24 protein-coding genes are annotated in these 23,371 nt (G+C 40.1%); 11 read left to right on the top strand and 13 right to left on the bottom strand.

What is annotated here, in order from left to right; translation table 11 throughout:
• Positions 1 to 11 precede the first annotated feature (11 nt).
• Both OCV39_RS17740 and OCV39_RS17745 read left to right on the top strand, forming a co-directional pair.
• Positions 12 to 416: a cytochrome c3 family protein gene (locus tag OCV39_RS17740; RefSeq protein ID WP_261889564.1), complete on the top strand. Its 405-nt coding sequence runs from the start codon at positions 12 to 14 to the stop codon at positions 414 to 416.
• A gap of 138 nt (positions 417 to 554) precedes the next feature.
• Positions 555 to 1,040 (top strand): VOC family protein, encoded by a 486-nt coding sequence (locus tag OCV39_RS17745; protein ID WP_017054577.1) that lies wholly within the window; start codon positions 555 to 557, stop codon positions 1,038 to 1,040.
• A gap of 260 nt (positions 1,041 to 1,300) precedes the next feature.
• Here OCV39_RS17745 and OCV39_RS17750 read toward each other — a convergent pair whose 3' ends face one another.
• Positions 1,301 to 1,921, bottom strand: a complete 621-nt coding sequence (locus OCV39_RS17750; protein WP_261889565.1) for a bifunctional 4-hydroxy-2-oxoglutarate aldolase/2-dehydro-3-deoxy-phosphogluconate aldolase — start codon at positions 1,919 to 1,921, stop codon at positions 1,301 to 1,303.
• Between the two features lie 333 nt (positions 1,922 to 2,254).
• Between OCV39_RS17750 and OCV39_RS17755 the strand changes: the two genes are divergently transcribed.
• Together OCV39_RS17755 and OCV39_RS17760 are read left to right on the top strand one after the other, a co-directional pair.
• Positions 2,255 to 2,470, top strand: coding sequence for a putative quorum-sensing-regulated virulence factor (locus OCV39_RS17755; protein ID WP_017054579.1), 216 nt, complete (start codon positions 2,255 to 2,257; stop codon positions 2,468 to 2,470).
• A gap of 172 nt (positions 2,471 to 2,642) precedes the next feature.
• Positions 2,643 to 2,972, top strand: coding sequence for a hypothetical protein (locus OCV39_RS17760; protein ID WP_261889566.1), 330 nt, complete (start codon positions 2,643 to 2,645; stop codon positions 2,970 to 2,972).
• A gap of 75 nt (positions 2,973 to 3,047) precedes the next feature.
• On the opposite strand, the gene OCV39_RS17765 is transcribed toward OCV39_RS17760, so the two are convergent.
• Positions 3,048 to 4,601, bottom strand: a complete 1,554-nt coding sequence (locus OCV39_RS17765) for a sensor domain-containing diguanylate cyclase (RefSeq protein WP_261889567.1) — start codon at positions 4,599 to 4,601, stop codon at positions 3,048 to 3,050.
• Positions 4,602 to 4,893: 292 nt separating this feature from the next.
• Between OCV39_RS17765 and OCV39_RS17770 the strand changes: the two genes are divergently transcribed.
• Entirely contained in the window at positions 4,894 to 5,214 is a 321-nt protein-coding gene (locus OCV39_RS17770) for a YkgJ family cysteine cluster protein (protein WP_017054582.1), read from the top strand.
• A gap of 118 nt (positions 5,215 to 5,332) precedes the next feature.
• On the opposite strand, the gene OCV39_RS17775 is transcribed toward OCV39_RS17770, so the two are convergent.
• The 5 genes from OCV39_RS17775 to OCV39_RS17795 all read right to left on the bottom strand — a co-directional run bounded on the left by OCV39_RS17775 (position 5,333) and on the right by OCV39_RS17795 (position 10,141).
• Positions 5,333 to 5,665 carry a PBPRA1643 family SWIM/SEC-C metal-binding motif protein gene (locus OCV39_RS17775; protein WP_113800195.1) on the bottom strand — a complete coding sequence of 111 codons (333 nt, stop codon included), beginning with the start codon at positions 5,663 to 5,665 and terminating at the stop codon, positions 5,333 to 5,335.
• Positions 5,666 to 6,603: 938 nt separating this feature from the next.
• Positions 6,604 to 6,816: a transcription antiterminator/RNA stability regulator CspE gene (gene cspE / locus OCV39_RS17780; protein WP_017054584.1), complete on the bottom strand. Its 213-nt coding sequence runs from the start codon at positions 6,814 to 6,816 to the stop codon at positions 6,604 to 6,606.
• Between the two features lie 622 nt (positions 6,817 to 7,438).
• A complete protein-coding gene (locus OCV39_RS17785) occupies positions 7,439 to 8,341 on the bottom strand; it encodes an AraC family transcriptional regulator (RefSeq protein ID WP_017054585.1) in 903 nt (300 codons plus the stop codon).
• A gap of 208 nt (positions 8,342 to 8,549) precedes the next feature.
• The gene (locus tag OCV39_RS17790; RefSeq protein WP_261889568.1) at positions 8,550 to 9,773 is read right to left on the bottom strand and encodes an HlyD family secretion protein; all 1,224 of its coding nucleotides are present in this window, start codon (positions 9,771 to 9,773) and stop codon (positions 8,550 to 8,552) included.
• Positions 9,767 to 10,141 (bottom strand): MFS transporter, encoded by a 375-nt coding sequence (locus OCV39_RS17795; protein WP_136995942.1) that lies wholly within the window; start codon positions 10,139 to 10,141, stop codon positions 9,767 to 9,769. Before OCV39_RS17795 ends, OCV39_RS17790 begins: the two co-directional genes overlap by 7 nt.
• A 124-nt stretch (positions 10,142 to 10,265) precedes the next feature.
• Between OCV39_RS17795 and OCV39_RS17800 the strand changes: the two genes are divergently transcribed.
• Complete coding sequence (locus tag OCV39_RS17800) at positions 10,266 to 11,276, top strand: AraC family transcriptional regulator (RefSeq protein ID WP_017054588.1); 1,011 nt, start codon at positions 10,266 to 10,268, stop codon at positions 11,274 to 11,276.
• Positions 11,277 to 11,324: 48 nt separating this feature from the next.
• On the opposite strand, the gene yjeH is transcribed toward OCV39_RS17800, so the two are convergent.
• Complete coding sequence (gene yjeH / locus OCV39_RS17805; RefSeq protein WP_261889569.1) at positions 11,325 to 12,605, bottom strand: L-methionine/branched-chain amino acid transporter; 1,281 nt, start codon at positions 12,603 to 12,605, stop codon at positions 11,325 to 11,327.
• Between the two features lie 301 nt (positions 12,606 to 12,906).
• Here yjeH and OCV39_RS17810 point away from each other — a divergent pair, with 301 nt between their 5' ends.
• From OCV39_RS17810 to OCV39_RS17820, 3 genes are all read left to right on the top strand, one after another.
• Positions 12,907 to 13,365 carry an Lrp/AsnC family transcriptional regulator gene (locus OCV39_RS17810; RefSeq protein WP_261889570.1) on the top strand — a complete coding sequence of 153 codons (459 nt, stop codon included), beginning with the start codon at positions 12,907 to 12,909 and terminating at the stop codon, positions 13,363 to 13,365.
• Positions 13,366 to 13,409: 44 nt separating this feature from the next.
• Positions 13,410 to 14,339 carry a LysR family transcriptional regulator gene (locus tag OCV39_RS17815; RefSeq protein ID WP_261889571.1) on the top strand — a complete coding sequence of 310 codons (930 nt, stop codon included), beginning with the start codon at positions 13,410 to 13,412 and terminating at the stop codon, positions 14,337 to 14,339.
• A 73-nt stretch (positions 14,340 to 14,412) separates the two neighbouring features.
• Positions 14,413 to 15,027, top strand: a complete 615-nt coding sequence (locus tag OCV39_RS17820; protein WP_017054592.1) for a LysE family translocator — start codon at positions 14,413 to 14,415, stop codon at positions 15,025 to 15,027.
• Here OCV39_RS17820 and OCV39_RS17825 read toward each other — a convergent pair.
• The 4 genes from OCV39_RS17825 to OCV39_RS17840 form a co-directional block, all read right to left on the bottom strand.
• Positions 15,024 to 15,239: an FxsA family protein gene (locus OCV39_RS17825; RefSeq protein WP_017054593.1), complete on the bottom strand. Its 216-nt coding sequence runs from the start codon at positions 15,237 to 15,239 to the stop codon at positions 15,024 to 15,026. The two genes, OCV39_RS17820 and OCV39_RS17825, sit on opposite strands and share 4 nt — an antisense overlap.
• 244 nt (positions 15,240 to 15,483) lie before the next feature.
• On the bottom strand, positions 15,484 to 16,923 hold the full coding sequence (locus OCV39_RS17830) for a glyceraldehyde-3-phosphate dehydrogenase (RefSeq protein WP_261889572.1): 1,440 nt from the start codon (positions 16,921 to 16,923) through the stop codon (positions 15,484 to 15,486).
• Between the two features lie 332 nt (positions 16,924 to 17,255).
• Entirely contained in the window at positions 17,256 to 18,299 is a 1,044-nt protein-coding gene (locus tag OCV39_RS17835) for a sulfate ABC transporter permease (protein ID WP_261889573.1), read from the bottom strand.
• 2 nt (positions 18,300 to 18,301) lie between these two features.
• A complete protein-coding gene (locus OCV39_RS17840; RefSeq protein ID WP_261889574.1) occupies positions 18,302 to 18,742 on the bottom strand; it encodes a hypothetical protein in 441 nt (146 codons plus the stop codon).
• Positions 18,743 to 18,854: 112 nt separating this feature from the next.
• Here OCV39_RS17840 and OCV39_RS17845 point away from each other — a divergent pair, with 112 nt between their 5' ends.
• A complete protein-coding gene (locus tag OCV39_RS17845; RefSeq protein WP_261889575.1) occupies positions 18,855 to 21,503 on the top strand; it encodes a hybrid sensor histidine kinase/response regulator in 2,649 nt (882 codons plus the stop codon).
• A gap of 117 nt (positions 21,504 to 21,620) precedes the next feature.
• On the top strand, positions 21,621 to 22,424 hold the full coding sequence (locus OCV39_RS17850) for a phospholipase A (RefSeq protein ID WP_017054598.1): 804 nt from the start codon (positions 21,621 to 21,623) through the stop codon (positions 22,422 to 22,424).
• Between the two features lie 106 nt (positions 22,425 to 22,530).
• Here the strand turns inward: OCV39_RS17850 and OCV39_RS17855 are convergent, their stop codons facing one another.
• Positions 22,531 to 23,151: a 3'-5' exonuclease gene (locus tag OCV39_RS17855; protein ID WP_017054600.1), complete on the bottom strand. Its 621-nt coding sequence runs from the start codon at positions 23,149 to 23,151 to the stop codon at positions 22,531 to 22,533.
• Between the last annotated feature and the right edge of the window lie 220 nt (positions 23,152 to 23,371).

Raw genomic sequence — 23,371 nt, forward strand, 5'->3', positions numbered from 1 at the left:
GGATAAGAGTTATGCGTATCATTAAAGGTTCAATAGCTGTGTTATTTAGTGTGTTCTGTGTATCGGCATACGCTGGAGATTTGCCTAATCCAGATGAAAATAACTTAGCGAATTTTCATTTAAAAGATGAAACCTGTGCTGGGCAGTGTCACCAAGATGAAGATCCTTCTGATGATCTAAAGTTTGAATATGATAGCTGTGTGGAGTGTCATGATGATTTCGGCATTCTGGAAGGGCGTCAACATAACGTAAAACATAGAGAGAGCGAAGAGATGGAGTGCGTTGAGTGCCACCTTCCTCATGAGGAGTTTGACCCTAAAGAAACTTGCACTGATTGCCACGACGAAGATGATGAAGAATTGTCTGATTTTTACTCGATGAGATTAAACCGCTATATCAAGGCATTTCATCTTTGAATATCTTAGCTAAATGGATGCTATAAAATTATATTATTATTTTAATAACTATCAATAATTTTTATTTATACCTTAAGCAACATACAATCATTTCATCGACACAAAGTACGAATCAATCATCTGAATTTGGGGTAAGTTATGAAAATGAATCATGTAGGCATAATGGTTGGCGATATGGATAAAGCGGTTGAGTTTTATACTAATGCTCTTGGCCTAAACGTTGTAATGGGTAATACTAAAGTTGAAGAAGAGCGCGAAACAGCGATTGGCAGAATGTGTGTCGCGGTTTTTGGCGAAGGCTTTAAAGGGTTTAACATTGCACACCTAGTGACTTCAGATGGCATTGGCGTTGAATTATTTGAAATGAAAGAGCGCCAAGAACGTCATAATGTTGATTTCTCTCGAATTGGTATTTTCCACTTTTGCCTGCAAACCGATGACTTCCACGGTGTGATTGAACGCACTAAACAATTTGGCGGCAAAGTACGCATGGATATTATGCGTTACCACCCAGAAGATGAGACAAAACCAGCGCAAATGGTTTACCTAGAAGACCCGTTCGGCAATCTATTTGAGCTTTACTCTCATACTTATGAAGAGACTTACGCATCTGATTACGAATAAAATCGTCGTGTAAAATGAATAGCCTCAAGAGCTTCTTGGGGCTTTTTCGTATTTGAAATAATTCAAATCGCTTAGACGAACTAAAAGCGATAAAAGGAGGCCATCGATGCCTCCTGTTCTATTACTGCTTTTAGAGCTGATGTGACGAATGCTTGCGGATAAAAGGAAGAACTCAAATCTTACTTTAGGTTACCTTAATGTCTCACGACATTGTCTTTATTATGGGCTCAGTTATCTCGAAATTCTATGTCATGTATCTCTCATACATGCGTTATAGCATCGCTAATTAATTTACCTAACTCTTCCCATTTACCTTCATCAATGAGGTTGGTAGGTACCATCCACGTACCTCCGCAAGTAATCACGGACGAAATGGATAGATACTCATCAAGATTTTTTAAGCTTACGCCTCCTGTCGGCATAAACTTAACAGGATAAACAGCAGATAGAGCTTTGAGCATTGCAGTGCCGCCAGAAGCTTCAGCTGGGAAGAATTTTAAGGTGCTAAGTCCCATATCCATTGCCAGCTCTACGAGGCTAGGGTTATTAACGCCAGGGATGATGGGGATATTTTTATCCAGGCAATACTGAACGGTTCTAGGATTAAACCCAGGGCTTACAATGAAATCAACGCCAGCATCGATAGCTTGATCTACTTGCTCGTTAGTTAAGATCGTACCAGCACCAATCAACATCTCAGGGTATTTGGCTCGCATAATGCGAATAGCCTCTGGGGCACATTCAGTGCGGAACGTTATTTCAGCACAAGGCATACCATTATCAATAAGAGTTTGGCCAAGAGGGATTGCGTCTTCCGCTTTATTGATTGCAATCACGGGAATGACTTTAAAGTTGGCTAGTTGTTCATTCAATGTCGTCATTATTTTCATCCGTTCAAATGGTACAAAAGTGATTAACCAGAATTTATGGGTGTGTTTGTCGATAAGATTATAAAGATTAATGTGGCATTGCATAACGTAGAAGAATAGGCATAGGTGATGGGTCACATTTTCAGTTAAGTAGAATGTGTAAAAACAAGAACTCTAAGCTCGTATCGATGATTGATGTGCTCAGTCAGGCGAAGCAACTCCATTTCGTTGCATGAAATGAAAGTTTAATAGGAAAAATATGTGTTCTATTATTTGCTTTTGGTAAGCCACAAATTCAATGTTACCCTCCACTTTGAACATGCAGATTATTACGGTAGATAAAACGTGTTAGAAAAACAAAATTTACTTAAACTCGCTAAAATCAAGATGCCATATGGAAAGTTTGCGGGTCGTGTCCTTATCGATTTACCCGAAGAGTATTTGTTGTGGTTTGATAAGAAAGGCTTTCCTGAAGGCGAGCTGGGGGAATTATTAAAGCTTTGCTTATGCCTAAAAATTGAAGGCTTAGATAGTGTCGTAAAGCCCCTAAAAAGGATGTAGCGGAGTGCGGATGTTCTTCAATACTTCACTCTGCATGTGAGCAGCGCTTGTAAATTGAGCGAATGACAATTTTTCAGTAGTTAGATCAAATGAGATGCAGTGTTAGTCAACGACAGGGATCATTTAATTCGATATTATTTCTCTTGTTAGAATAACCAATGGCTGGAATGAAATGAGAATTTCCGTTGATGGCGGCTCTTTTAAAGTTGCAATCGAAACTGAGTTTGATGGTTTGGTTGCAGAATCAACCGACATCTTTCACGCTACTCGTAAACAAGCTGAATCAGCTGATAAGGCCATTTTGCGTTTTTTGCAGATTATTATTGAGCACAGTGATGAAGATGATGCTATCGGTTACGCTGTGTTAGGTTTGTTGGGATGGTACAACGAAGTCATTAATCCGATAACGGATAAAGACATTGACTTGAATTTAGCAAAAATCTTGCCTCACCTGATTAACCCTAAAGGGGATTTAACAGCGCTGAATGTCAATAAGCATTAAGTTAGCTTCGAAAGATCAAAAATGCCTCCATCTTTGAAAGAAATGGAGGCTTTTTTAGTCATGTAAAACAGTGAACTACTGGTTCTTCTTGGCTAGCTTTTGCTTATACATATCTTTGTCAGCTCGACCAATGAGTGACTCCACGCTGTCGTTATCCAACAATTCTGCACAACCGTAACTCATGCTCCAGTCCATGTTGCCCTTTAAGCCTAGAGTTCGTAAATTAGCTAAAATACGATGCATAGAGTGACTGGCATCTTCTACGTTACAGTTCATAAAGACAATTAGGAACTCATCTCCTCCAAGACGTGCGGAAAAATCAGAGGTACGCACTGTTGAGCTGATCGCTTTAGCCAAGCCTTTAATTAAATTATCTCCTGCCTCATGGCCATAATTGTCATTTATCTTCTTAAGATTATTCGCATCAATAAAGCCAACAGATAAAAGAGGAATGGAGCTTGGGGTTTTATCTATTTGTTCTTCGAGGAATTCTACAATAGCGTGGCGATTATAGAGCCCGGTCAAACCGTCATGGCGAGCTTCAATGGTTAATTTTTCTACAAGCCATTTATGTTCTTCCTGTGAGCTTGCAAGTTGGTATGACAAAAAGGCCACGATTGGAGTAACTAAAAGGATCGCAATGAGGATGTTTTCCATCAGGGCTGAAAACTCATTAGTGAGAACACTCTTAGGTACATGCATCACAAGGAAGAGACTCTCACTATTGACACTAGAAAGCTCATTAAAGGGGTTTAAGGCGGTTTTTAGAAAGTAGAACTCACCTTGAGGTGTTGTCACCATCCCTTCAGGCGACGTCGTCATTGAAGCCCAAACCGTAGAAAACTCATCTGAGAACTTATACTGCTTTTTCTCAGGGTACATAAAAGACCATTCTTTCTCTTTGTCATAGCCTTTCAGCAAGTATCCATTGTCGTTAACAAGATAGATATTGTCATTGTTATGAATATTTAGATCGTCAAGAGAGTGGAGAAGGTCGCTACCTCTGTAGTTGATAATGCCAATACCAAGAAAAGATCCAGTAGAAGAGTAAATAGGTGTTGAAAACCTGATCATAGGTTTAATTGGGGATTCAACTTTTCCATGTTCTTTATTGAGGTCAAACTTTGAAATGAATATCTGATTTGGCTTCAGTTGACGTGTTTTTTGGAAATAGTAACGTGCGGATTTGTCTTGCAACCCCTCACTCGGGACTTGAAAGAATGTGTTAGTCGCCTGTTGATCGATTCGGATCACTTCTTGACCTTGACTATCGATAATTCTAATTTGGTCGTACTGTTTTTTTATCGTAGTGATTTTCAGCATTAATGATGCTAGGTATGAAGAGCTTTTAGGTTCATTAGACATCAATACCGACTGAGCAAGATCGCTATGTGCGAAGTAGGTAAGGTCGGTGCCTATTGATCTCACTTTTAATAAAAGGTGATCCTGCATACGCAGAATTTCGGAGGTTTGCTTTTCAGCGCGAGCTTGGTCGATATTTTTGTGAGTGACTAGGCTGATCGCTGTTGCAACAAATAATATGAATAAGAATATAAGGGCAATATAAGCAGAAAAACGTCTATTTTTACTGCGTAAAATGTCATTTCTTTCTCTAATAAACTTAACCATTTTGTAACTGTATTCTCACCTCTTACGACGCTGTAACATACAGCATCTAATGGCGTATAGTATATGATATAAAGTAACAGCACTCAGTAGAAATCGTACAATCGATGATCAATTTGAGATGTCCGTTAGATATTACCTAGTACAATACATTATGTGATGTTGCTTCAATTCCCTTGAGTTAATGTCTAGCTCTGATCTTGTTGTAATATAGTCAGTGTCGTTTTGAAAAGATTTGAGAGAAACTTGTCAAATTAGGCTACTATGCTTGCAATTGAGTTAAGTGTATTTATTTATGACGATTGAAGTAACCAATATTGAAGTCGCTAACGTTAGTGGCACGGATAACGAAGCGTTAGAAGTTTCTTGTGCAAACTGCCAAGCTTGTTGCTGCCGTTTAGAAGTGATTATTATTTCAGACACTGGCGTTCCAGAGGAACATATAACTCACGATCAATGGGGTGGGGAGGTGATGGCTCGGCTTGATGATGGTTGGTGTTCTGCTCTCGACCGCTATACTAAAATGTGTACGATTTATGAGAATCGCCCATGGGTTTGTCGTGAGGTACAAGTGGGTTCATACGAATGTCTCGAAGAACGAAATATCTTTTTATAGAGACTTAATAAGGTATGTGAGGCCAACTGGTCATTGGGCTCAAATTAGCTAAACTGAAAATTAACAGGGTTAAACGTCATTGAAATACTTAACCCTGTATTGATGTGCAAATGGCTATTTAAGCGCAGCACTTCTTGTATTTTTTACCGCTTCCACAAACACATGGGTCGTTACGGTTAGGTGTTTTTTCAAACACTGTTGTTTTCGGCTTATTAATGACCGTATCAAACTCAATTGTGTTCTCTTCTTTTTCTGCATCAACGGTAATTGCCACGAACAGCGCATTTTCTGCCGCTAGCGCTTCCATTTCCAATTTACGAGCTTCTGAGTTAACCAATACTGAAATTGGTGATTCTTCTGTTCCCGCTTTGATCTTACGGTCTACATTGTAGCCAGATTGGACGTGATTCTGTCTTGTTTCGATTCGGCCTTTGAAGAACATTTTAGACATGGTTATTCCCACTTAGGATTGTTAATTGGTAAGGCGGGGATTATACGCATAATTGATGAGGGTTAAAGGATAAGCGAGAGTCTAGGTAAAAAAATTTCAAATGAGGTTTTATTTTACGGATAAGATAAGGCGGTTTGTGAGGATTTCAGATGCTTTCGTTATTGAGAGTCAGTTGAGAGGATAAAACCGACTCTGTCCATTTTTACATTTATCGCTGTTTTACAGACTAATGCTGTCTGCTAAGTGCATACTATCGAGGTGTATTTATCATCACTGTAATGAGAATTGCCCGATATTGTGTTCATTTTGGTCTAATATTTTTCCGCTTTTCTCAAGTTCATCATAAGTGAAATGTATGGATGAGCTTGAGAGGTTTCCACTGTGCATAACATGACGATAAAGCACGTCGCTATTTAGTTGGTGAATGGTTGCATTCCAAGATGTGTTATTCGTGTAAATGGTAAACAGTATATTCAAATAGAGTATTCCTATGTTTTAGTATGTTGATGATTTTTTGGTAAAGCGTTGATTCTTATGGTTATAACATGAGTTTGTGTCAGTAATAAGAACAAACAATGTATCGATTAATTTATTTACGAAACGTTTTCGGCTGAGAGCGATGATACCAAATACGCTTTGGGCCTGTATTTTTTGACATATGTACCTTTTGTTTAATGTGGGTGAATTTGTAAATTAGCAACTGAAAAATCAGTTAGTAGTAGTCGATATCAATTGACTGAAAATACTTCGGGCCAAATGAATCAATAAACTTTGTAAATCAAGGTATTATAAAAACAGAAAATTATAAATGGAGTATAAAAGAAGTGTTTATAAGTCGGAGATTGACGCGGTAGAAAGTGAAGTGAAAATCGCTAGAAAGAAAATAGACGCTAGAAGCTAGCGTCTATTCATATAATTCAGTTTAATTCGATAAAGAATTAAAGTGCGATTACGTTCGCAGCTTGTAGGCCTTTTTGACCGTTTTCAACATTGAAAGAAACCTTTTGGCCTTCTTTCAGTGTTTTGAAACCTTCTGATGCGATTGCACGGAAGTGTACAAATACGTCAGCGTCGCCGTTGTCTTGAGAAATGAAGCCGAAACCTTTCTCTTCGTTAAACCATTTTACTGTACCAGTATTTGTATTAGACATAATGTGTCCCTTAAAATTTAATTGTATGTATATATAAAGTGCTGAGCGGTAGAATTATTTATCTTGCTTACAAATAGGGAAATCAAAAGACAATAACTGGTAGGTTGCATCTGAGGGTTTCACATTTACTTGAACTCTAAATAACTCTGAACACAGAGCGGGTAAGATATTACCATACACATTATGAAAGTACAGTGGTTTTTCTCATTAAATGATATTGGATACCAAGGCGAACCCGGTTTCGATAAATTGATAAGCGCGTGATATCTAACAGAACATGTCGATGGGGTTGCAGTTGTCACCTGAAAGGGTTTGTCAGCGGGGGTATTGATTTTGAGACAAAAAAATAGCCAATCGCAAAAGGGCAATTGGCTTATATATAATGTGAACAAAAATTATTCACTAACAACGTCAGTTGGCTAGGTGACCCTCGGCTTAAGAAGGGTCATTTATATTAATGCACTTAGTGTGCCAACTTTTATATGCACGTTTATGCCCAATTTGTGACCAATTGAGTTCAAATTGGAGATCGTCCTTGCATTTTGCAATTGTATTTTGCAAATAAATATAACATTGCTAATGATAAGGATATAAACAGCCTGAGACTAATAACCAAAAAGTATTAGTCAGCTAGCGCGGTGCAAAAGCTAACGTCAGCGACTCCCGTGTTGATGTCGTAGCTGTGATACAACTCGAAGCAAGGGCGGTCATCGCAATCTAGTCCTTGCTCAACCACCTGAGACATGAGTTCATCCCAAGCGGATCCATATTGGTCTTTGCTAGTGATGGTTTTACGGATCACGCCATACTTCCCACCAGTAAAGTTCTTTGTCTCTATTCCTGAGCCTGGTTTTGTGTCTTCAGGAACCATCAGGCAGATATCTGTTCTACATTTCTCGGTGGGTGTGATTTCAGGGTTGTCATGGTAAATGAAGATTGATGTGTTACTTGCCAGTCCGTTTGGCCCTGCCCAGTTATAGAGTGTTCCAACCGCGGGCTCGTAGTTTTCACCGTAAGGCCCTGTTACTCGTATATATGCTAGCGTACTTGAATCGAAGTGTTGAATATCCATGGTGCTGCTCCATTGGGTTAATTTAGATTCAGTATAGCGAGCGTCATTTTCTGAATCGTGTCCAATCTTGCGCAGTGTGTGTCCGATCTTGCTACTTTGTAATAATGCTGAAAACGAATCAATGTTGGAACAATCTCTGATTTGACTCGGTGTGAGGTTGAAATATTGGCGGAAAACTTTCGCAAGGCTCTGTGAACTCGAAAAGCCATACTCAAGTGCGACTTCTATCACTGGGCTTTTCTTGTAAAACAGATCATTAGCAGCACTCTCGATTCGTAGTCGGCGTAAATATTCATTTAGAGTTTCACCTACCACAGCTTTAAATATTCGATGAAAGTGATAGGGCGAAAGATAGGCAAGATCGGCGACTTTTTCTAAATTTAGGGGCTGATTAAAGTTCTGTTCAAGGTACCGAATAACAGGAACCAGTCTGCGATGATAGTCTTTTTTCATAAGTGGTCGCTGAGTGAATGTTTCGTACCATCTTAAACAAACCAATATAGAGGATGCGATACTTACTTTCGTTTTGCCTTTTAGTTCACATAAAAATAGTGAGCTATCCACATTGCTCGCTCCGCTAGAAAATGAAAAAAACCGACTAAGTTAAAGTGCTTAATCGGTTTTGTCTTGGATTAATAAACGCTAATGGTATGCCTATTCATTAGATGGAATAGAAGAAGTACAGCTGTGACTTCATTCTTATGATGATGCCACGAATAACATCTAAGAAGCCCATAAACGCCACAGGTTTATCTCCACTTATCCAGGCTAAACCAACAGAGCCAACCGGAATATCATAGCCTTCAGGCTCATCTAGTTTAAGGCGAACAAAGTGGTGTTTATTGTTTAAGTTTTTCCCTGTTGTTGTTCTGACTGAAGGTTCCAAGCCTAGTAGATTACTTTGTGATTCTCCCGTGGCCTCAACAATCCCTTCAACTTCTGCTGAAAAAACTTTGCCTGGATACACTGATGATGAAAATTCAGCGACTTGCCCAGCCTTCACATTGCGTATTGCTTGGTGATTGACTCGCATTAAGACGTATTTTTCATCGGTGTACATTTGTAAGCGTGGAATTCGGGAGATTAGTTGCCCTTCACGTAGAATGAAATTAGTCACAAAACCATCTGCTGGTGCGTATACCTTAGTACTATCTAGATCCCATTGTGCTTTTGCGACCGTTTGCTCCGCACTTAATATGTCTGCTTTTCTGCTGTCGACGGCAAGCGTTGACTTAGTGATATTTAAGTTTGCTTTATCCGCATCTACTTGCTTTTTCTTAATCTGTGATTGAATAGTAACCACATTTTGTTTTGCCATATCAACCGTGCTGATCTGCTTATCAATGTCACTGGCAGTGATGGTATTGTTCACGACACGGTTTTGCTCTTGATAGCGCATCAACATTTTTTGTTGAAGTGTATAATCCACTTTTGCTGACTCAAGTTGGCTTTCCGATGTCGCTAGATCTTGTTGCCTAGAATGGTAGTCAGCAGTGGCAATAGCAATATCTTCTTGAGCTGCGGTGAGTGCCACTTGTGCTACGGCCTTTTTGACTTCCGCTTGGCGTAGAGCGATCTCATACTGTTCACTATCAATCTCATAGATCAGTTGGCCTTTAGTGACTCTCTGATTCGGTTGTATGTAAATGTGTTTTACTTTTCCATTTATCTTGATTGAATCTGGACGAAGTTGAATGTGAGGCGATTGCACCACAGAGCCACCAGAGAGATCCATTGGGGTATAATTGATCAATCCAACCCAGACGAAAAGAAGCCAAGATGTACCACCCAAATAAGAGAATGACTTAGTCGCTTTGTTCCATGGCATGCCGACTAATCTCAGCAAATAGATGAAAAGAGCCCATACCGCTAAACCTTCTAACATGATTGATTCTCCATTGCTTTCTCTTGTTGTTGGTTTATCGTTGGTTCAGTTTCTGGAGCTAAAGTTACGTTACTCGGTTCACTTTTCCAGATGTCGCGTAAGTTTAGGATCGCTTTTTCCATATCGACGAATGCCAGAATTACGGCTAAAACCCACACCCAGTGCCAAACAAAACCAATCCATGTGAGCGCCGTTATCAATCCAAGTTGATGGTGATCTTTACTGTGCGCTTTATTAATTGGTAATTCGTGCAAACGCCAGAAACCAAATCCAGCAGCAGCAATAGTGGCCAACAGTACGACACCAGCGACAACATGTAAGGCTGTATCAGCGCCAGTACCGACAAAGGGTACGCTAAGTAAACTCATTGATTGATCCTGTATTGTTTCGATGGCTTTATTGTGACTTAAGCCTCAATTATCTTTCAGGAAATGACAGATTATATTATATAGGCGTTATTATTGATGTGTTATGTTGTCTCTGGGGGCGAAGATGAAAAAACATGGGCATTTTGTTAGAGGGTTAAGTGTCATCTATATTTACCAAGAAATGCTTGATGAGTATGACATTAACTCGGCAGATTTAGTTTTCCCCCCATCGGTATTCAAAAATCCGATGAATTTGATCCCTATCTCGGAAGTGAATCGCTGGCTCAAGAGTCTTAACTCGGTAACGGGCAATCCTGATGCGATGTTTGAGGCTGCGAAAAGGGTTAATTTGGACAAAATAGGCTCGATAGGATATTGGTTTTTTTCGGGTCACGACTTATCTTCAACGATTCGCCGGATTAATACTGGGATTCACTGTTTGCAATCTGGTGTCTTTCTTGCGGGCGCTCAAGTTGGGCCGATCCTAAAGTGGACTTACCATAACCCTTCTATTGAATCTGAAGCAAAAGTACACGATAGCGTTCGGGTTGCCGTTTTCATGACTAAGGTGCTTCGTCGCTATCTAGGTGAGGATTTTTCCCCTGTCCGTGTCATGCTGTCTGGAAAAAGAGATAACGATTCGCTATATCGTCAATACTTTGGTTGCGAAATCGAGTGGAATCACTCGAAAACAGAAGTGTGGTTTAACTCAAACTTACGCTTAGCAACAAGGCAGGTTCTTTCTGGCGATAAAAAGCGTTTGGCGATGAGTTTTAGTGACTTAGATGAATATTTGAATATGCCAGACGCAGAAGATGAACTGAAAGTGATTTATGAAACCATCAACTACAGCCGTCATTTTGGTTTGCCAACGCTTGAAAGAGTGTCTGGGTTACTTGGTTTATCTGAGCAACAATTTCAAAGGCGTCTGCATCGACTTGGGTTAAATTTTTCCACCATCATGGGGTATGTATTGAGTAACATTGCAGTCGAGTTGTTAAGACACAACATTGCCATTGAAGAGATAGCGGAGCGATTAGGGTATTTGCATGTTGCGAGTTTTAATCGAATGTTCAAAAAGCATCGAGGTCTAACTCCAAAGCAGTATTTAGACCGTTTTAGTGATGCTTTTTAATTAAAAGCAATGTAGGCAATAGCGAATCGTTTGTCTCGCAGTGAAGCCTTATTTTTGTTTTCTAAGGTTCTTATCCCAAGAAATAGAGCGATTGATGAAAATGCGCTTCCATGGAATAGAGAGCAGAGCAAAGATAGTAATGGCATACAGCATTGACCACCCTAAGCAGACAAAAACCAAGGTGCAAAGTAGAAGAGAGATAGCCGCAAGCCATTTTGCAAACCCAGTTAGTAACTGGAAAGCGGCTAGCATTGCGAGCAGATAGATAAATACAAATATCCCGTTGGCAAGCTTTAGGAAAAACTCCAAATCCATACCAGATATTTCCCCAGCGATACATGAAATCAATAGGATACCGCCAACCAGATAAGTGGCATTAGCAGGAACGCCTCGGCGGGATACTTTCGCCAGTTTCCCATCTGGTTGATGCTGCCTCGCTTGTGCCCAAATCATTCGGGATAAACTCTGCGTGTAAAGGTTAATACTGGCAAAGCAGGCAAAGAACCCGAGTAGGCTGATGACGGTTTTTATCCCAGAACCAAACAGGTGCTCACTCAGCCAAGGGATCGAAGTACTATCAAAAGCGGCACTGCCATAAGCATTGAATTTTAGTATCACGACTGAGCAAGCCCAGTAAGTCGCCCCTGCAACAAAGCAGCCGACAATGATCGCAATCGGAAAGTCACGTTGAGGGTTTTTAAATTCTTCTCCCATATGAGCAAACGCTTCTATCCCAACAAAACACCAGAACATAACCCCTAAGGCCGCCCCAATGGACCAGAGTGAATCAGAGGTTAATGCGGGCATCGTTAAGTCTTGTGTGCCGATATCTCCGACCCAGAAGAAAGCGCCAACTAAGGAAAAGATACTTAAAGCGATAACGGTTTGTAGCTGGCCTGAAGATTTACTGCCGATCAAGCTGACAATAATGAGTAGCGCTATCGTTAACACTTGCGCCAACATGGCATTGTTGAGCGGAGAGGGGAGCAGTTGTTGGGCGAACCCGCCAGCCAGTTCAATGGCCGCAGGAAGCCCGACAGGAATGACACTGACAAATAACCACGCAACGCTACGCTCTAACTTCACGCCAAACGCTTGTCTAACAAAATAGGCCGTACCGCCAGCGTTAGGATAACGTTTACCGAGTTGGGCAAAAGTGAGAGCAATAGGGCAAATAGCGATGAAGAGTATTATCCATGCCCACAAAGAGGCCTCCCCTGCGATACCTGCCGCAATGGCGGGGATCATGAATAGCCCTGTACCGAGTAGAGTCGTCGAAAGTTGTCCGATCCCGGAAAATAAGGTGATCTCTTGTTTTAGTTGGCTCATTAATCGTTCCTTGAAAAATGATCTAACGGGAAATGCGCTGCATGTGAACGATCAATTCGCTGTATAGATAAGATGTTAATTCAGATTAAATGCAGCATACCTTGGATTGGCAATGGACACAGCTACCAAAACGTCTCATATCACCGTCATTTTGACTTTTATCTTTTGCGCTTAAAGTCATATTGCCTACTTTTCGGATGTTATTTTTTGTGTCAAATTAGAAATAAGTCTGCGTAATAAGTGGATAAATAATAAATGGACTGGAATACACATAACATTCATAAGCATAAGGAAGTGAGCCTTGGATAAGTTTGATCAGCAGATCATCGACATATTGAAAATTAATGGTCGGTGTTCGGTGAGTGAGTTAGCTCGTGACATTAATCTATCGCGCTCTGCTGTAACCGCGAGAATAAAAAAGCTAGAAGATGATGGTGTCATTCTCGGTTATGAGGTGAAGCTTGCAGAAGCAAAGTCTGAACGAACAAGTCTTGGAGCATATTTGGCATTAAAGTTTGATACATCAAGTTCTACACACTGCTGCGAATCTTATGCAAAGAAAATTGAAGCAATACCCGAAGTTCAGTGGTGTCATGCAATTAGCGGTGAAACCGATATGATGTTGTACGTGGAGGCGTGTAGTATGGCTCGGATCAATGAGATTCGTGATCACTTACATACTTACCCTGAACTTCGTCACTTAATGACACACGCGGTATTGAATGAATTTTTCAATAAACAGATGAAAGACAAAAAATAGATGGTCTATTTCTCTTACCGAGCGGCTCAATTAATAGGTTGTATATGCTGAATAAAATGAATCTTAACCTGTTGCGCTCACTTTATGTGTTGTTAGAAGAGAGGCACGTCAGTCGAACTGCTGAGCGTTTGCATATCACTCAATCCGCCGTCAGCCGTCAACTGAGTCAATTAAGAGAGTGGTTTGACGATCCTTTGCTGGTTCGAGATGGGAATCAACTTATCCCCACTCCAAGAGCCGAACAGTTGTCACTTAAGCTGGTGGACTTATTTAGTGAATTTGAAACGCTTATCGATGATAAACCCTTCGAGCCATTAGAATGGGATGATCAATTTGTGATGGCATCAAGTGATTATGTCGCCCAATATATTCTTCCAGAAATTGCTCAACTGTTTGCAACTCAAGCTCCGAAAGTGAATTTACATTATCAGTTGTGGCTACCAGAGTATTTGAGTCAACTTGCCGAAGGGCCCATTCAATTAGCTTCAACTATGCTGCCAGAGAAACCCGCAGGCGTATCAAGCGTACAAATAGGAGAAGATCGCTCGGTGTGTGTGATGAGAAAAGGGCATCCGCTTGATCGTAATACCGCTCTGAGCGTTGAAGAGATGCTAGCGTATTCCCATATTCGAGTTTCTGGCGGAGGGGATAAAGATAGCTATATTGATAAAGCTTTAAAGGACATTGGACGCGCACGAAACATTGCCCTTACGGTTCCTTTTTTCTCTGCTGCTTTTAATTCGCTCTGCCGAAGCGACTACTTGATGGTGATTCCATTTCATATTGCACATAACCTGTCGCAGCTTATTGAACTTTCATATCTACCATTGCCAGTAGAAACACCGACTCACAAATATTGGTTACTTTGGCACCCAAAATACGACCAAGATCCTGCGCACCAGTGGGGTCGAGAGATGATTAAATCAGTGCTGGATAAATCAGAATACTCGATAGGGTATGTTTTAAAATCATGAGCGATATGATTATGTTTGATTTCAATTAATAGCAGAGACTTGTTACTGTGAATTCAGTATCTAGGAGAACATTATGACATTCACAGTTTGGTTATCACTTTTCACAATTTGTATTTTAGGGGCCATGTCCCCAGGTCCGAGCTTGGCAATGGTTGCGAAGCACAGTTTAGCTGGTGGGCGTAAGAATGGGTTAGCGACCGCGTGGGCACATGCATTTGGCATTGGTATCTATGCGTTTGTGACCTTAATTGGTTTGGCGGTAGTATTGCAGCAGTCGCCAATTATCTTTAAAACCATTAGCTATGCAGGCGCGTTATATCTGGCTTATTTAGGTTTTAATGCGTTGAGATCAAAGGGGGGAGTGGCTGAAAAACTTGAATCAGGGAAAACAGTCAGCGTGTGGCAATCCGCTCGTGAAGGGTTCTTGATTTCACTTTTGAGCCCAAAAATCGCTCTATTTTTTATTGCGTTATTCAGTCAATTTGTCGCAGTTGGGGATGAACCCGCGAGTAAAGCGATTATTGTTGCGACTCCATTTTTAGTTGATGGTTTGTGGTATACCTTTTTAACCTTCATGTTATCGAGCCCTAGATTGCTAGATAAGCTACGCTCTAGAGCTCAACTGATTGATCGCCTTTCAGGTGCGGTGCTTATTCTTCTTGCCGCACGAGTGGTGTGGATGGTTTAGCTTCCAGATTTTGAAGACATCTCTTCAAATTCACCTTCAATGACATGTGCGTTCTCGGGTGTCGCATTGAAACCCTGAGCGCGCATCTGATTTTGAATTCGTTTTCCTGTCACTAACGCTGCGATGGTTAGTGGGATTGCAAGTAGCAAGCTAGTAATTAATGCCATGAAACCAGCGAATAGCGCAAATGCAGTAACCAATATTCTTTTCATATTAACCTCTCTTATTTCTGACTCTAATCTAGCGTACCTAATATGAATAAAAGATGAACGAATGTAGATTTTGATGAAGACGATATCAATGCTACGACTAGTTCTATTTGGAATACCAAAAAAGCCGCTCACGTAGAGCGGCAAATGCGGGGGAGTGTATCTCATTGTTTTAAGCGTGGAGTTTAATTCTTTGCGCTGTATCTTAAATGAGCTGATTTTTCACTCAGCTCATTTAATGAGTCGCTTATTTAACGATCGGATAGGTTTTGTATCGCACGCCCATCATCTGTTCCATACAATGAACAACTTGGCAGCTATAACCAAATTCATTATCGTACCAAATATAAAGTACGCAGCGATTATCTTGAGCAATTGTTGCTACACCATCGACAACGCCAGCATGACGAGATCCTACCAAATCGCTAGACACTATTTCCGTAGAATCTGTGTAGTCGATTTGAGCTGACAATGGAGAAGAGAGTGCCATTTCACGTAGGTAAGCGTTTAACTCATCTTTTTCTGCCATAGATTTCAAGTTGAGATTTGCCACCGCCATCGAAACATTTGGTGTTGGTACTCGAATCGCATTACCCGTTAGCTTTCCTGCTAATTCAGGTAGCGCTTTTGCTACCGCTTTAGCTGCCCCAGTTGATGTCAAAACCATGTTCAATGATGCAGAGCGCCCACGACGATCGCCGGAGTGGAAATTGTCGATCAAATTTTGGTCGTTAGTGAAAGAGTGAACGGTTTCAATATGACCAGAAGTGATGCCATATTTATCATTAACGGCTTTAAGAACGGGAGTTATCGCATTTGTGGTGCAACTTGCAGCTGAAATAATAGTATCTTCAGCTTGAATATCCTTCTCATTTACACCGAATACGACATTTTTGATATCGCCTTTTCCTGGTGCGGTGAGAAGCACTTTGTCTGCGCCATTGCACGCCACGTGTTGGCTTAAGCCTTCGCTGTCACGCCATACACCGGTGTTATCCACAACAAGGGCATTATTGATACCATAAGTGGTGTAATCAATATCTTCAGGCTTGTTGGCATAAATAACTTGGATGTAGTTGCCATTCGCAATAATGGCTTTACGTTCTTCATCGACAATAATGCTGCCGTTAAATGGACCGTGAACGGAATCTCGGCGGAGCAAACTCGCACGTTTTTCCAGATCACCTTTTTTCCCGCCACGAACGACAATTGCACGTAATCGCAAAGGGTAACCAGGGCCGCTTTTTTCAACAAGTAAGCGAGTCAGCAAACGGCCGATTCGACCAAACCCATATAAAACAACGTCACGAGGTGCTTCTAATTTTCGTCCATTTAATGCATCAATCAGTGCGGTTTGAAGAAAATCTGCTAGAGCATCCGTATCGTCATGATTCGTCCAATATTGGTGAGCAAGTTGGCCTACATCGACTCTACATGGGGAAAGATCCATGGATGATAAATGTTGAATAAATGGGAGGGTTTGTTCAGGTGAAAGTGTTGTGCCTGTGTAGCGTCGCGCAACACGGTGGGCTTTGATAAATTCTATGGTAGTAGCATTGACCAGTGGTTTCCCAAAAAGGATAACCTCTACACCTTTTGTTCTATACAGTTGACCAAGAGTGGGAGATACGGTTTCGGCAATCGTTTGGCTAGTTTGCCAGTCTAGAAGATGTTTCTCAGGACTCATTTTTACTCAGGACCTTTCACGTTCTCGAATCATTTAGATTGTAGGGGGATCTAAACATTCAGGGGTTATTGGGGGTGTTTTTATGTTGTTGTTTTTATGTGGCGGAATTGTAATTGCAAAAGTCTTAATCTGCTAGTAAAAATAATGAAGCTATTTATAGTGAAAAACCTTTGATTTCTAGGCTTTAAAAGCTTATTCATTCTGCTTAATAGGGAATTGACATTTAAATATAGCGAGACTTAATTCTCGATGATATGGTTTTATCACACCATTTGTAATGTAATTGTGTACTTTACCCTAGCTATTGATGAGATGCTGGTCTGGTTATCAACTCAAAAAGTAAACGATAATCCTAAAGTATAGAGTTGAACTTCATTCTCTATCCCGTCCTCTGGTTTTTGGATTTGAGTAAAGTGTCCATTGAGAGCATTTTTTTGTCCGTAGATATGCTGAAATTCCATGTTTATGCTCAAATTAGCTAGCAGCGAATATTTGACACCACATAACAGAGATTCGCTACTGGCTATCCGTCTTTGTTGGCTGTATTGACAATATGGCGTCCAGTTGTTCCAGGTTTTATCCACGCTGATGTACCAATTAGAGTGCAGCTCTTTGGTAAAAACGGTCTCAATGAGTAGATTGAAACCATGGAAATATTGGTTCCAACCTAAAGAGATCATATCGATCTCTTCATCGGTTCTTTCACCTTGGCTAAGTGTTTGTGTGTATGAGCTTTTTAGGTAAGCGAGTCGTATAGCGTTATCGTCGTAGTAGATATCAGCAGATAATCCGAAAGTGTAGTGAGATTTAATCGACAATTGTAAGCCATAGGCGTTGTAGTGCTGTTCATGAGGGACGGTTACAAAAGGAGACAAATGCAGCTGCATGTCATCCGTCATCCAGTGATCCCAACCAAATGAAAGACCATCATAGTGTGTGATACCTAAAATACTTTCATAGACATCTTGAGGAGGTCGGATCCAAGGATAGGCATGGGAAACATAGTAGTATTCCGACATCATAAATAGTGGGAGTCTTAAGCGACCCAATTTGATACTGAAATCATTAAACTGATAAGAAATAAACGCCCATTCCAGTTCGGGCTCAGAAAAATCATCTTGGGGCCTTTTAACTACTTGAATGGAACTTCGTAATTGAGGCGAGAAATCCAAATCAAGTTGGGCTCCTAATATCGTATCGCAGTCAAAACACCAATCGTTATTAATCATTCTCTTAGTGAAAATAGGAGTGTCTTGATTTGTTCTCGCTAAGCTAAAACTACCAAATCCACTAAGTTGTAATGAATCATTTAATTGCACTTGTGAAAATGCAATGGGTGTGAATAAAGCCATTAATATAAGTGTGGTTATTTTCATGATTAATCCACTTTTTTAGTTATATAAAGTATATTGACGTTGCGAGGTACTTCTTTTATCGGTAAATAGGCAATACCTGTCGAATTCTTTTCTAGCCAAGAAAGAATGGAACTAGTATCACTTTTTCTTAATTGAAATGGTGCTTTTGCACGGCCAGAAAAAGATTGTCTAGCCCATATTATTTGCATTTGGTTCGGGTTTTTACCTAATAACGCGCGATAAAATTGTTCTTTGTGTTTAGAAGATGTTGGTAAATCAACTAAATGAACATTAATACCTTGGATATGATTTGTTTTTCCGCGGTAGAGCATTTTTGTTTGGCTTTTGGATAGTGGCTTTATCTCTGAATTTAAAGAAAAAATCACATACTGATAAGCTGTTGCAGGGGATGCAAAAGCAATGATTAAAGTAACAAAAATCAGTGACAGCCAAGACGTTTTCATCGGAGATTAACTAACCTTAACGCTATTATTATATAAAATTCATGATTAAGAATCGTTTTTATGTCTATTATTAACTGTAGGCTAGGGTGTGTTACTTTCAAGGACGAGAATAATGCTAATATTAACCAAATTATCAATAAAAGCTCGTTTGACTATTATTACATCAATTTCAGCGTTGATAATCAGTGCGTTTGCCGTAGATAAGATTCTCAGTAATAAAGAAAAATTGAAACGGTACTCTATTTTATCTGAAAAAATAGAAGCGATGAAATCGGTAGATAATGTATCTAATTTAGTACGTAAAGCCTTAAATACCCACTCTCGCAATAATGAATTGTCACAGCCGATTAATATTGAATTGGAGAAAGTGGAGTTTTATTTTACAAGTTCAGCTAATAATCAAATCCTTGAAGAGCACAAATCCAATGTTGATGAGTTAAAAGACGCTATCGATGAACTCGCTATTTTAGAGGTTACTGAAGTTACGGATACAGGCTATTGGATCTTTGATTTAACTCGCGATCTTTTGGAGCAAGTCAGTCAGTCATCGTTCATTCCATTATCTGAATTTACTTACATTTCAGATCGCGCTTTAGATGATCTGTCCTGGCTATCTTACTGGCTTCAGAAAGAGGCATGGTTAATTAGTGATTTAGCGATTAATCCTGATCATCTACTCGATAACTCACCTCTTGTATATCAAGCCATCGAAAGGCAGCAGCAGTATCTTGAACAGTTTATATCTTCCGGAGCAAGTAAGGAGCAGGTCGAAAAATTGCTTCTGTTATTTTCCCAAACCGACTTTCAGAGTGGGCAAGCTTTTCGGAATAAAGTGTTAGCGAATGATACAAAAGGCTCGGACTTTACACTGCATGCTGCTCTTTTAGAAAAACGTTATGAGTCACTGTCGTTAGCGATCAATCAATTTTCATCTCAGTTATCGTCGAACCTAGCCAGTCGTATAGAGTCCGAACAGCGCTTAGTAATAATACTATCTTTACTTGTTGGGCTTGTGATAGTGATGCTTTGCATATTAGGAGCCAGCACTTCTCTACGAGTTAATCGAAAGTTAGCTAAAATATTAACTACGATGTCGGCACTTGAGGAGAGAAAGGGCGAAATTCAACAAATAAAAATTGATGGAAATGATGAGTTTACTAAGTTTGCTCTTAGAGTTAATCAGATCATACTTTTCCAGCAAGAGCATGAGTTGCAGATATTGGCGGCTAAAGAGTCGGCTATTTTAGCGAATAAGGCGAAAAGTGCGTTTTTAGCCAATATGTCGCATGAAATAAGAACGCCTCTGAATGGTATTATCGGGATGACAGAGATCTTATCTGACAGTCAGCTAAATTCGAATCAGAAGGAAGTTCTTAATGATATAGACTCTTCGTCTCACTCCCTTTTGGTACTGCTTAATGACATCCTCGATTTATCCAAGATAGAGTCCGGAAATTTGGTATTAAATCCTCATGGTTCTGATATTAAGGAAGCAGTATACGACTCGGTTAATTTAATCTTGTCGAAAGCGAACAGCCAAAATATAGAGCTACTCATTTCCATTGATCCCGCGATTCCTGATCAGGTATTCACAGATGATCACCGTGTCAGACAGGTTTTAATGAACCTACTGTCTAATTCAATTAAATTCACTCGTAACGGCCATATAAAAACAGAAGTGAAGTATAAGGAAATCAGTGCAGAAAGCGCGGAATTATATTTTTCTGTAGCGGATACCGGAATGGGCATTGAGGCCGAAAAATTGGAGTCTATTTTCGAACCGTTTACCCAAGCTGATGGCAGCATCACTAGGCAGTTTGGGGGGACAGGATTAGGCCTTGCTATTTGTCGACAGTTAGTCAACTTGATGGGGGGATCGATTCATGCACGATCAACCAAGAATGTCGGTAGTTGTTTTGAATTTTCAATTGCAGTTGGGGCGTTCAAAGGTGAGGCCAGGAATGAACCTCTCAAGTTGAAACGTGCTTTATTAGTCAATAACCACTTCACATATACGTCTCAGATAAAAACAGAATGCAATTTGTTGGGGATTAATATCATTGAAGTTCATAGCACTGAAGAAGCGTTAGATGTGAAACATGACGTTGATTTGGTGCTGTACTGCGATGTTGTTCACCACTCATTGAGTAAGTGCTTGCAACAATTACAGCAGTGTTACCCTAGCAACATGATTTTGGTTTGTCAGCATCATCTATTTAAACAACCTGTGGCAGGTTTAGGTACTCATGGACAAATAACGCTTCCATTTTTAGGTAATCGTTTTAGAAATCATCTGCATACATTGGTCGAGAATAGGGGACCAAAAATCAATCATTCGGACATCAATGCAGAGACGGTTCCTGTTGGAAAAACAAGAGGGTTGAACCGGAGAGTCTTGATTGTTGAAGATAATTTAATGAATCAAAAAATTGCGAGTTTCTTTCTAGAAAAGGGGGGGTATGACTATTTTATTACCAGTAATGGACAAGAAGCCGTCGATGCCATCACTCAAGGTGGAGAGTTTGATGCGATTTTGATGGATTGTATGATGCCTGTAATGGATGGATTGACAGCAACAAAACTCATTCGTCAGTGGGAAGTAGAGCAGGGGAGCACTAAATTGCCAATCATCGCGCTAACGGCAAGCGTGCTAGACGAAGATATCCAGCATTGCTTTGAAGCAGGGATGGATGCGTATTTACCGAAACCTTACAAATCTCACCAACTGTTTGAGTTATTCAATGATCTCGAACTCGTGTGACACCTATTGCTTGTTGAGTATTTACTTATCTTCTTTGTATGATCTCTAGAGATCCACTGCAAAGGTTGATAATATTTACAAATAAAGGCAGCTGCCCCTTAAGTTATGGTGTTAAAAATGATCCAATTTGTCCGAACGCACGAATTAGCGATAGTCATAATCGCTCTGTGCGCAGCGCTACCGGTAAGCGTAAATGCAAAATCTAATAAAAGCTTGTCGATCTACGATGACACCTATTTCATGCAAACTTACACCAGTGACATTAACCAAGAAGTTTATGATGAAGCATATGACAACAAAGCGGATAAAATGAGTAAAGCTGAGATTAAATATCAGTTTTCGCTCGCCATTCCGTTAGTGCAAATGAAATATGGGACATTAATGGCCTCATATACTCAACTATCGCTTTGGCAACTTGGTAATACCGATGCCAGTTCACCTTTTCGTGAAACCAACTACAAACCTCAGATGTTCATGATGCATCAAGGTAAGTACGGTATTTTCAACAATATTGAATATGGTTATAGGCACCAATCAAATGGTAAAGAAGCGCTTACCAGTCGCTCATGGGATATGGGGTATATTGCGATTGAACGTGTGAATACCAAATTAGATTTCGGCCTTCAGGGGTGGTACGCGACGAACCTTAAAGACAATAAAGACATCGAGGATTTTATTCCACCTTATGAAGTGTGGATGAAATACCATGGTAAAGCGGGCTACTTTAAATTAAAAACAGCCTATAACTTTAGCACCGATAAAGGCCATGTTGAGGTTGGGTACACTTATCCTCTGTCAAAATTTGCTGGCTTGTATTTCCAAGTGTGGGAAGGATATGGCGAGTCGATGATTGATTACAACCACAGGCAAACTAGAGTTGGCTTAGGATTGATTGTTGAGTCTAATCTGAACGTTTTCTAATGTTTTGTGTGCTGTGAAGCTTTAGCTTCTACAAACTTAGCTCCTACAAACTTAGCTCCTATGAACTTAGCACTCACAGCACATTTCATACGTTCTAATTATGTTTTTACTTCTTAGTTAACAACTTTCCGATGTTAGATTTACTTGTCTTCGATATCTTCTGCATGAACTGGAAGCTTGGGTCAGTGATGTTGTGCTGATCCATAAGTTTGTTGATCATGTAGAGCCATAAGTTAACGGTCATTTCTGAATCGGCTAATGCTCTGTGAAATACGCCATCATTCTCTAATTGTAGAAATCGCACTAAATCGCCCAATTTATGAGTTGGAGATTCTTGTACGAGTCGTCGTGCAATTAGCATTGAACAGGCGAATTTCCCACTATATTGTCGATTGATCAAATTCAATTCAGCATCTAAAAATCGTTGATCAAATGAGGCGTTGTGCGCCACCAAATTGTGATCTCCAATAAAATCACAAAATTGATCCATGACTTCATCGCAGGGCGCTGCGGATTGGAGCATCCTATTTGTAATGCCGGTATAACCCTCAATAAATCCACTCACTCGGAACCCTGGGTTCATGAGTTGCTGAAAAGTATCAACAATTTCCCCATTTTGTATATGTACCGCGCCAATTTCAATGGCTCGGTCACCTTGGTTGGGGGAGAGTCCTGTTGTTTCAAAATCGAGTACGATGACGGAATTAGCAGAGGTATTGATGGTCACAAAAAAAAGCCCAGATCATTAGTGAATGCAAATTGTAACTTACTTAATCCCAGAATTGTTGTTTTTGCTTAGATTACTTATAGGTAGGCATGAGGATTGTAAAGCAGGTGACAAGAATGGGTTTTGAGAGTGAATTGCCAGGACAATCGTTCGGATGAAAAAATAATGTGATTTGGATCTCTCTATTTTGTAGTTGAGAATTTACTAATATAAGAGTTGC

Origin of the sequence: Vibrio cortegadensis (genome assembly GCF_024347395.1) — a bacterium.
GTDB lineage: Bacteria > Pseudomonadota > Gammaproteobacteria > Enterobacterales > Vibrionaceae > Vibrio > Vibrio cortegadensis.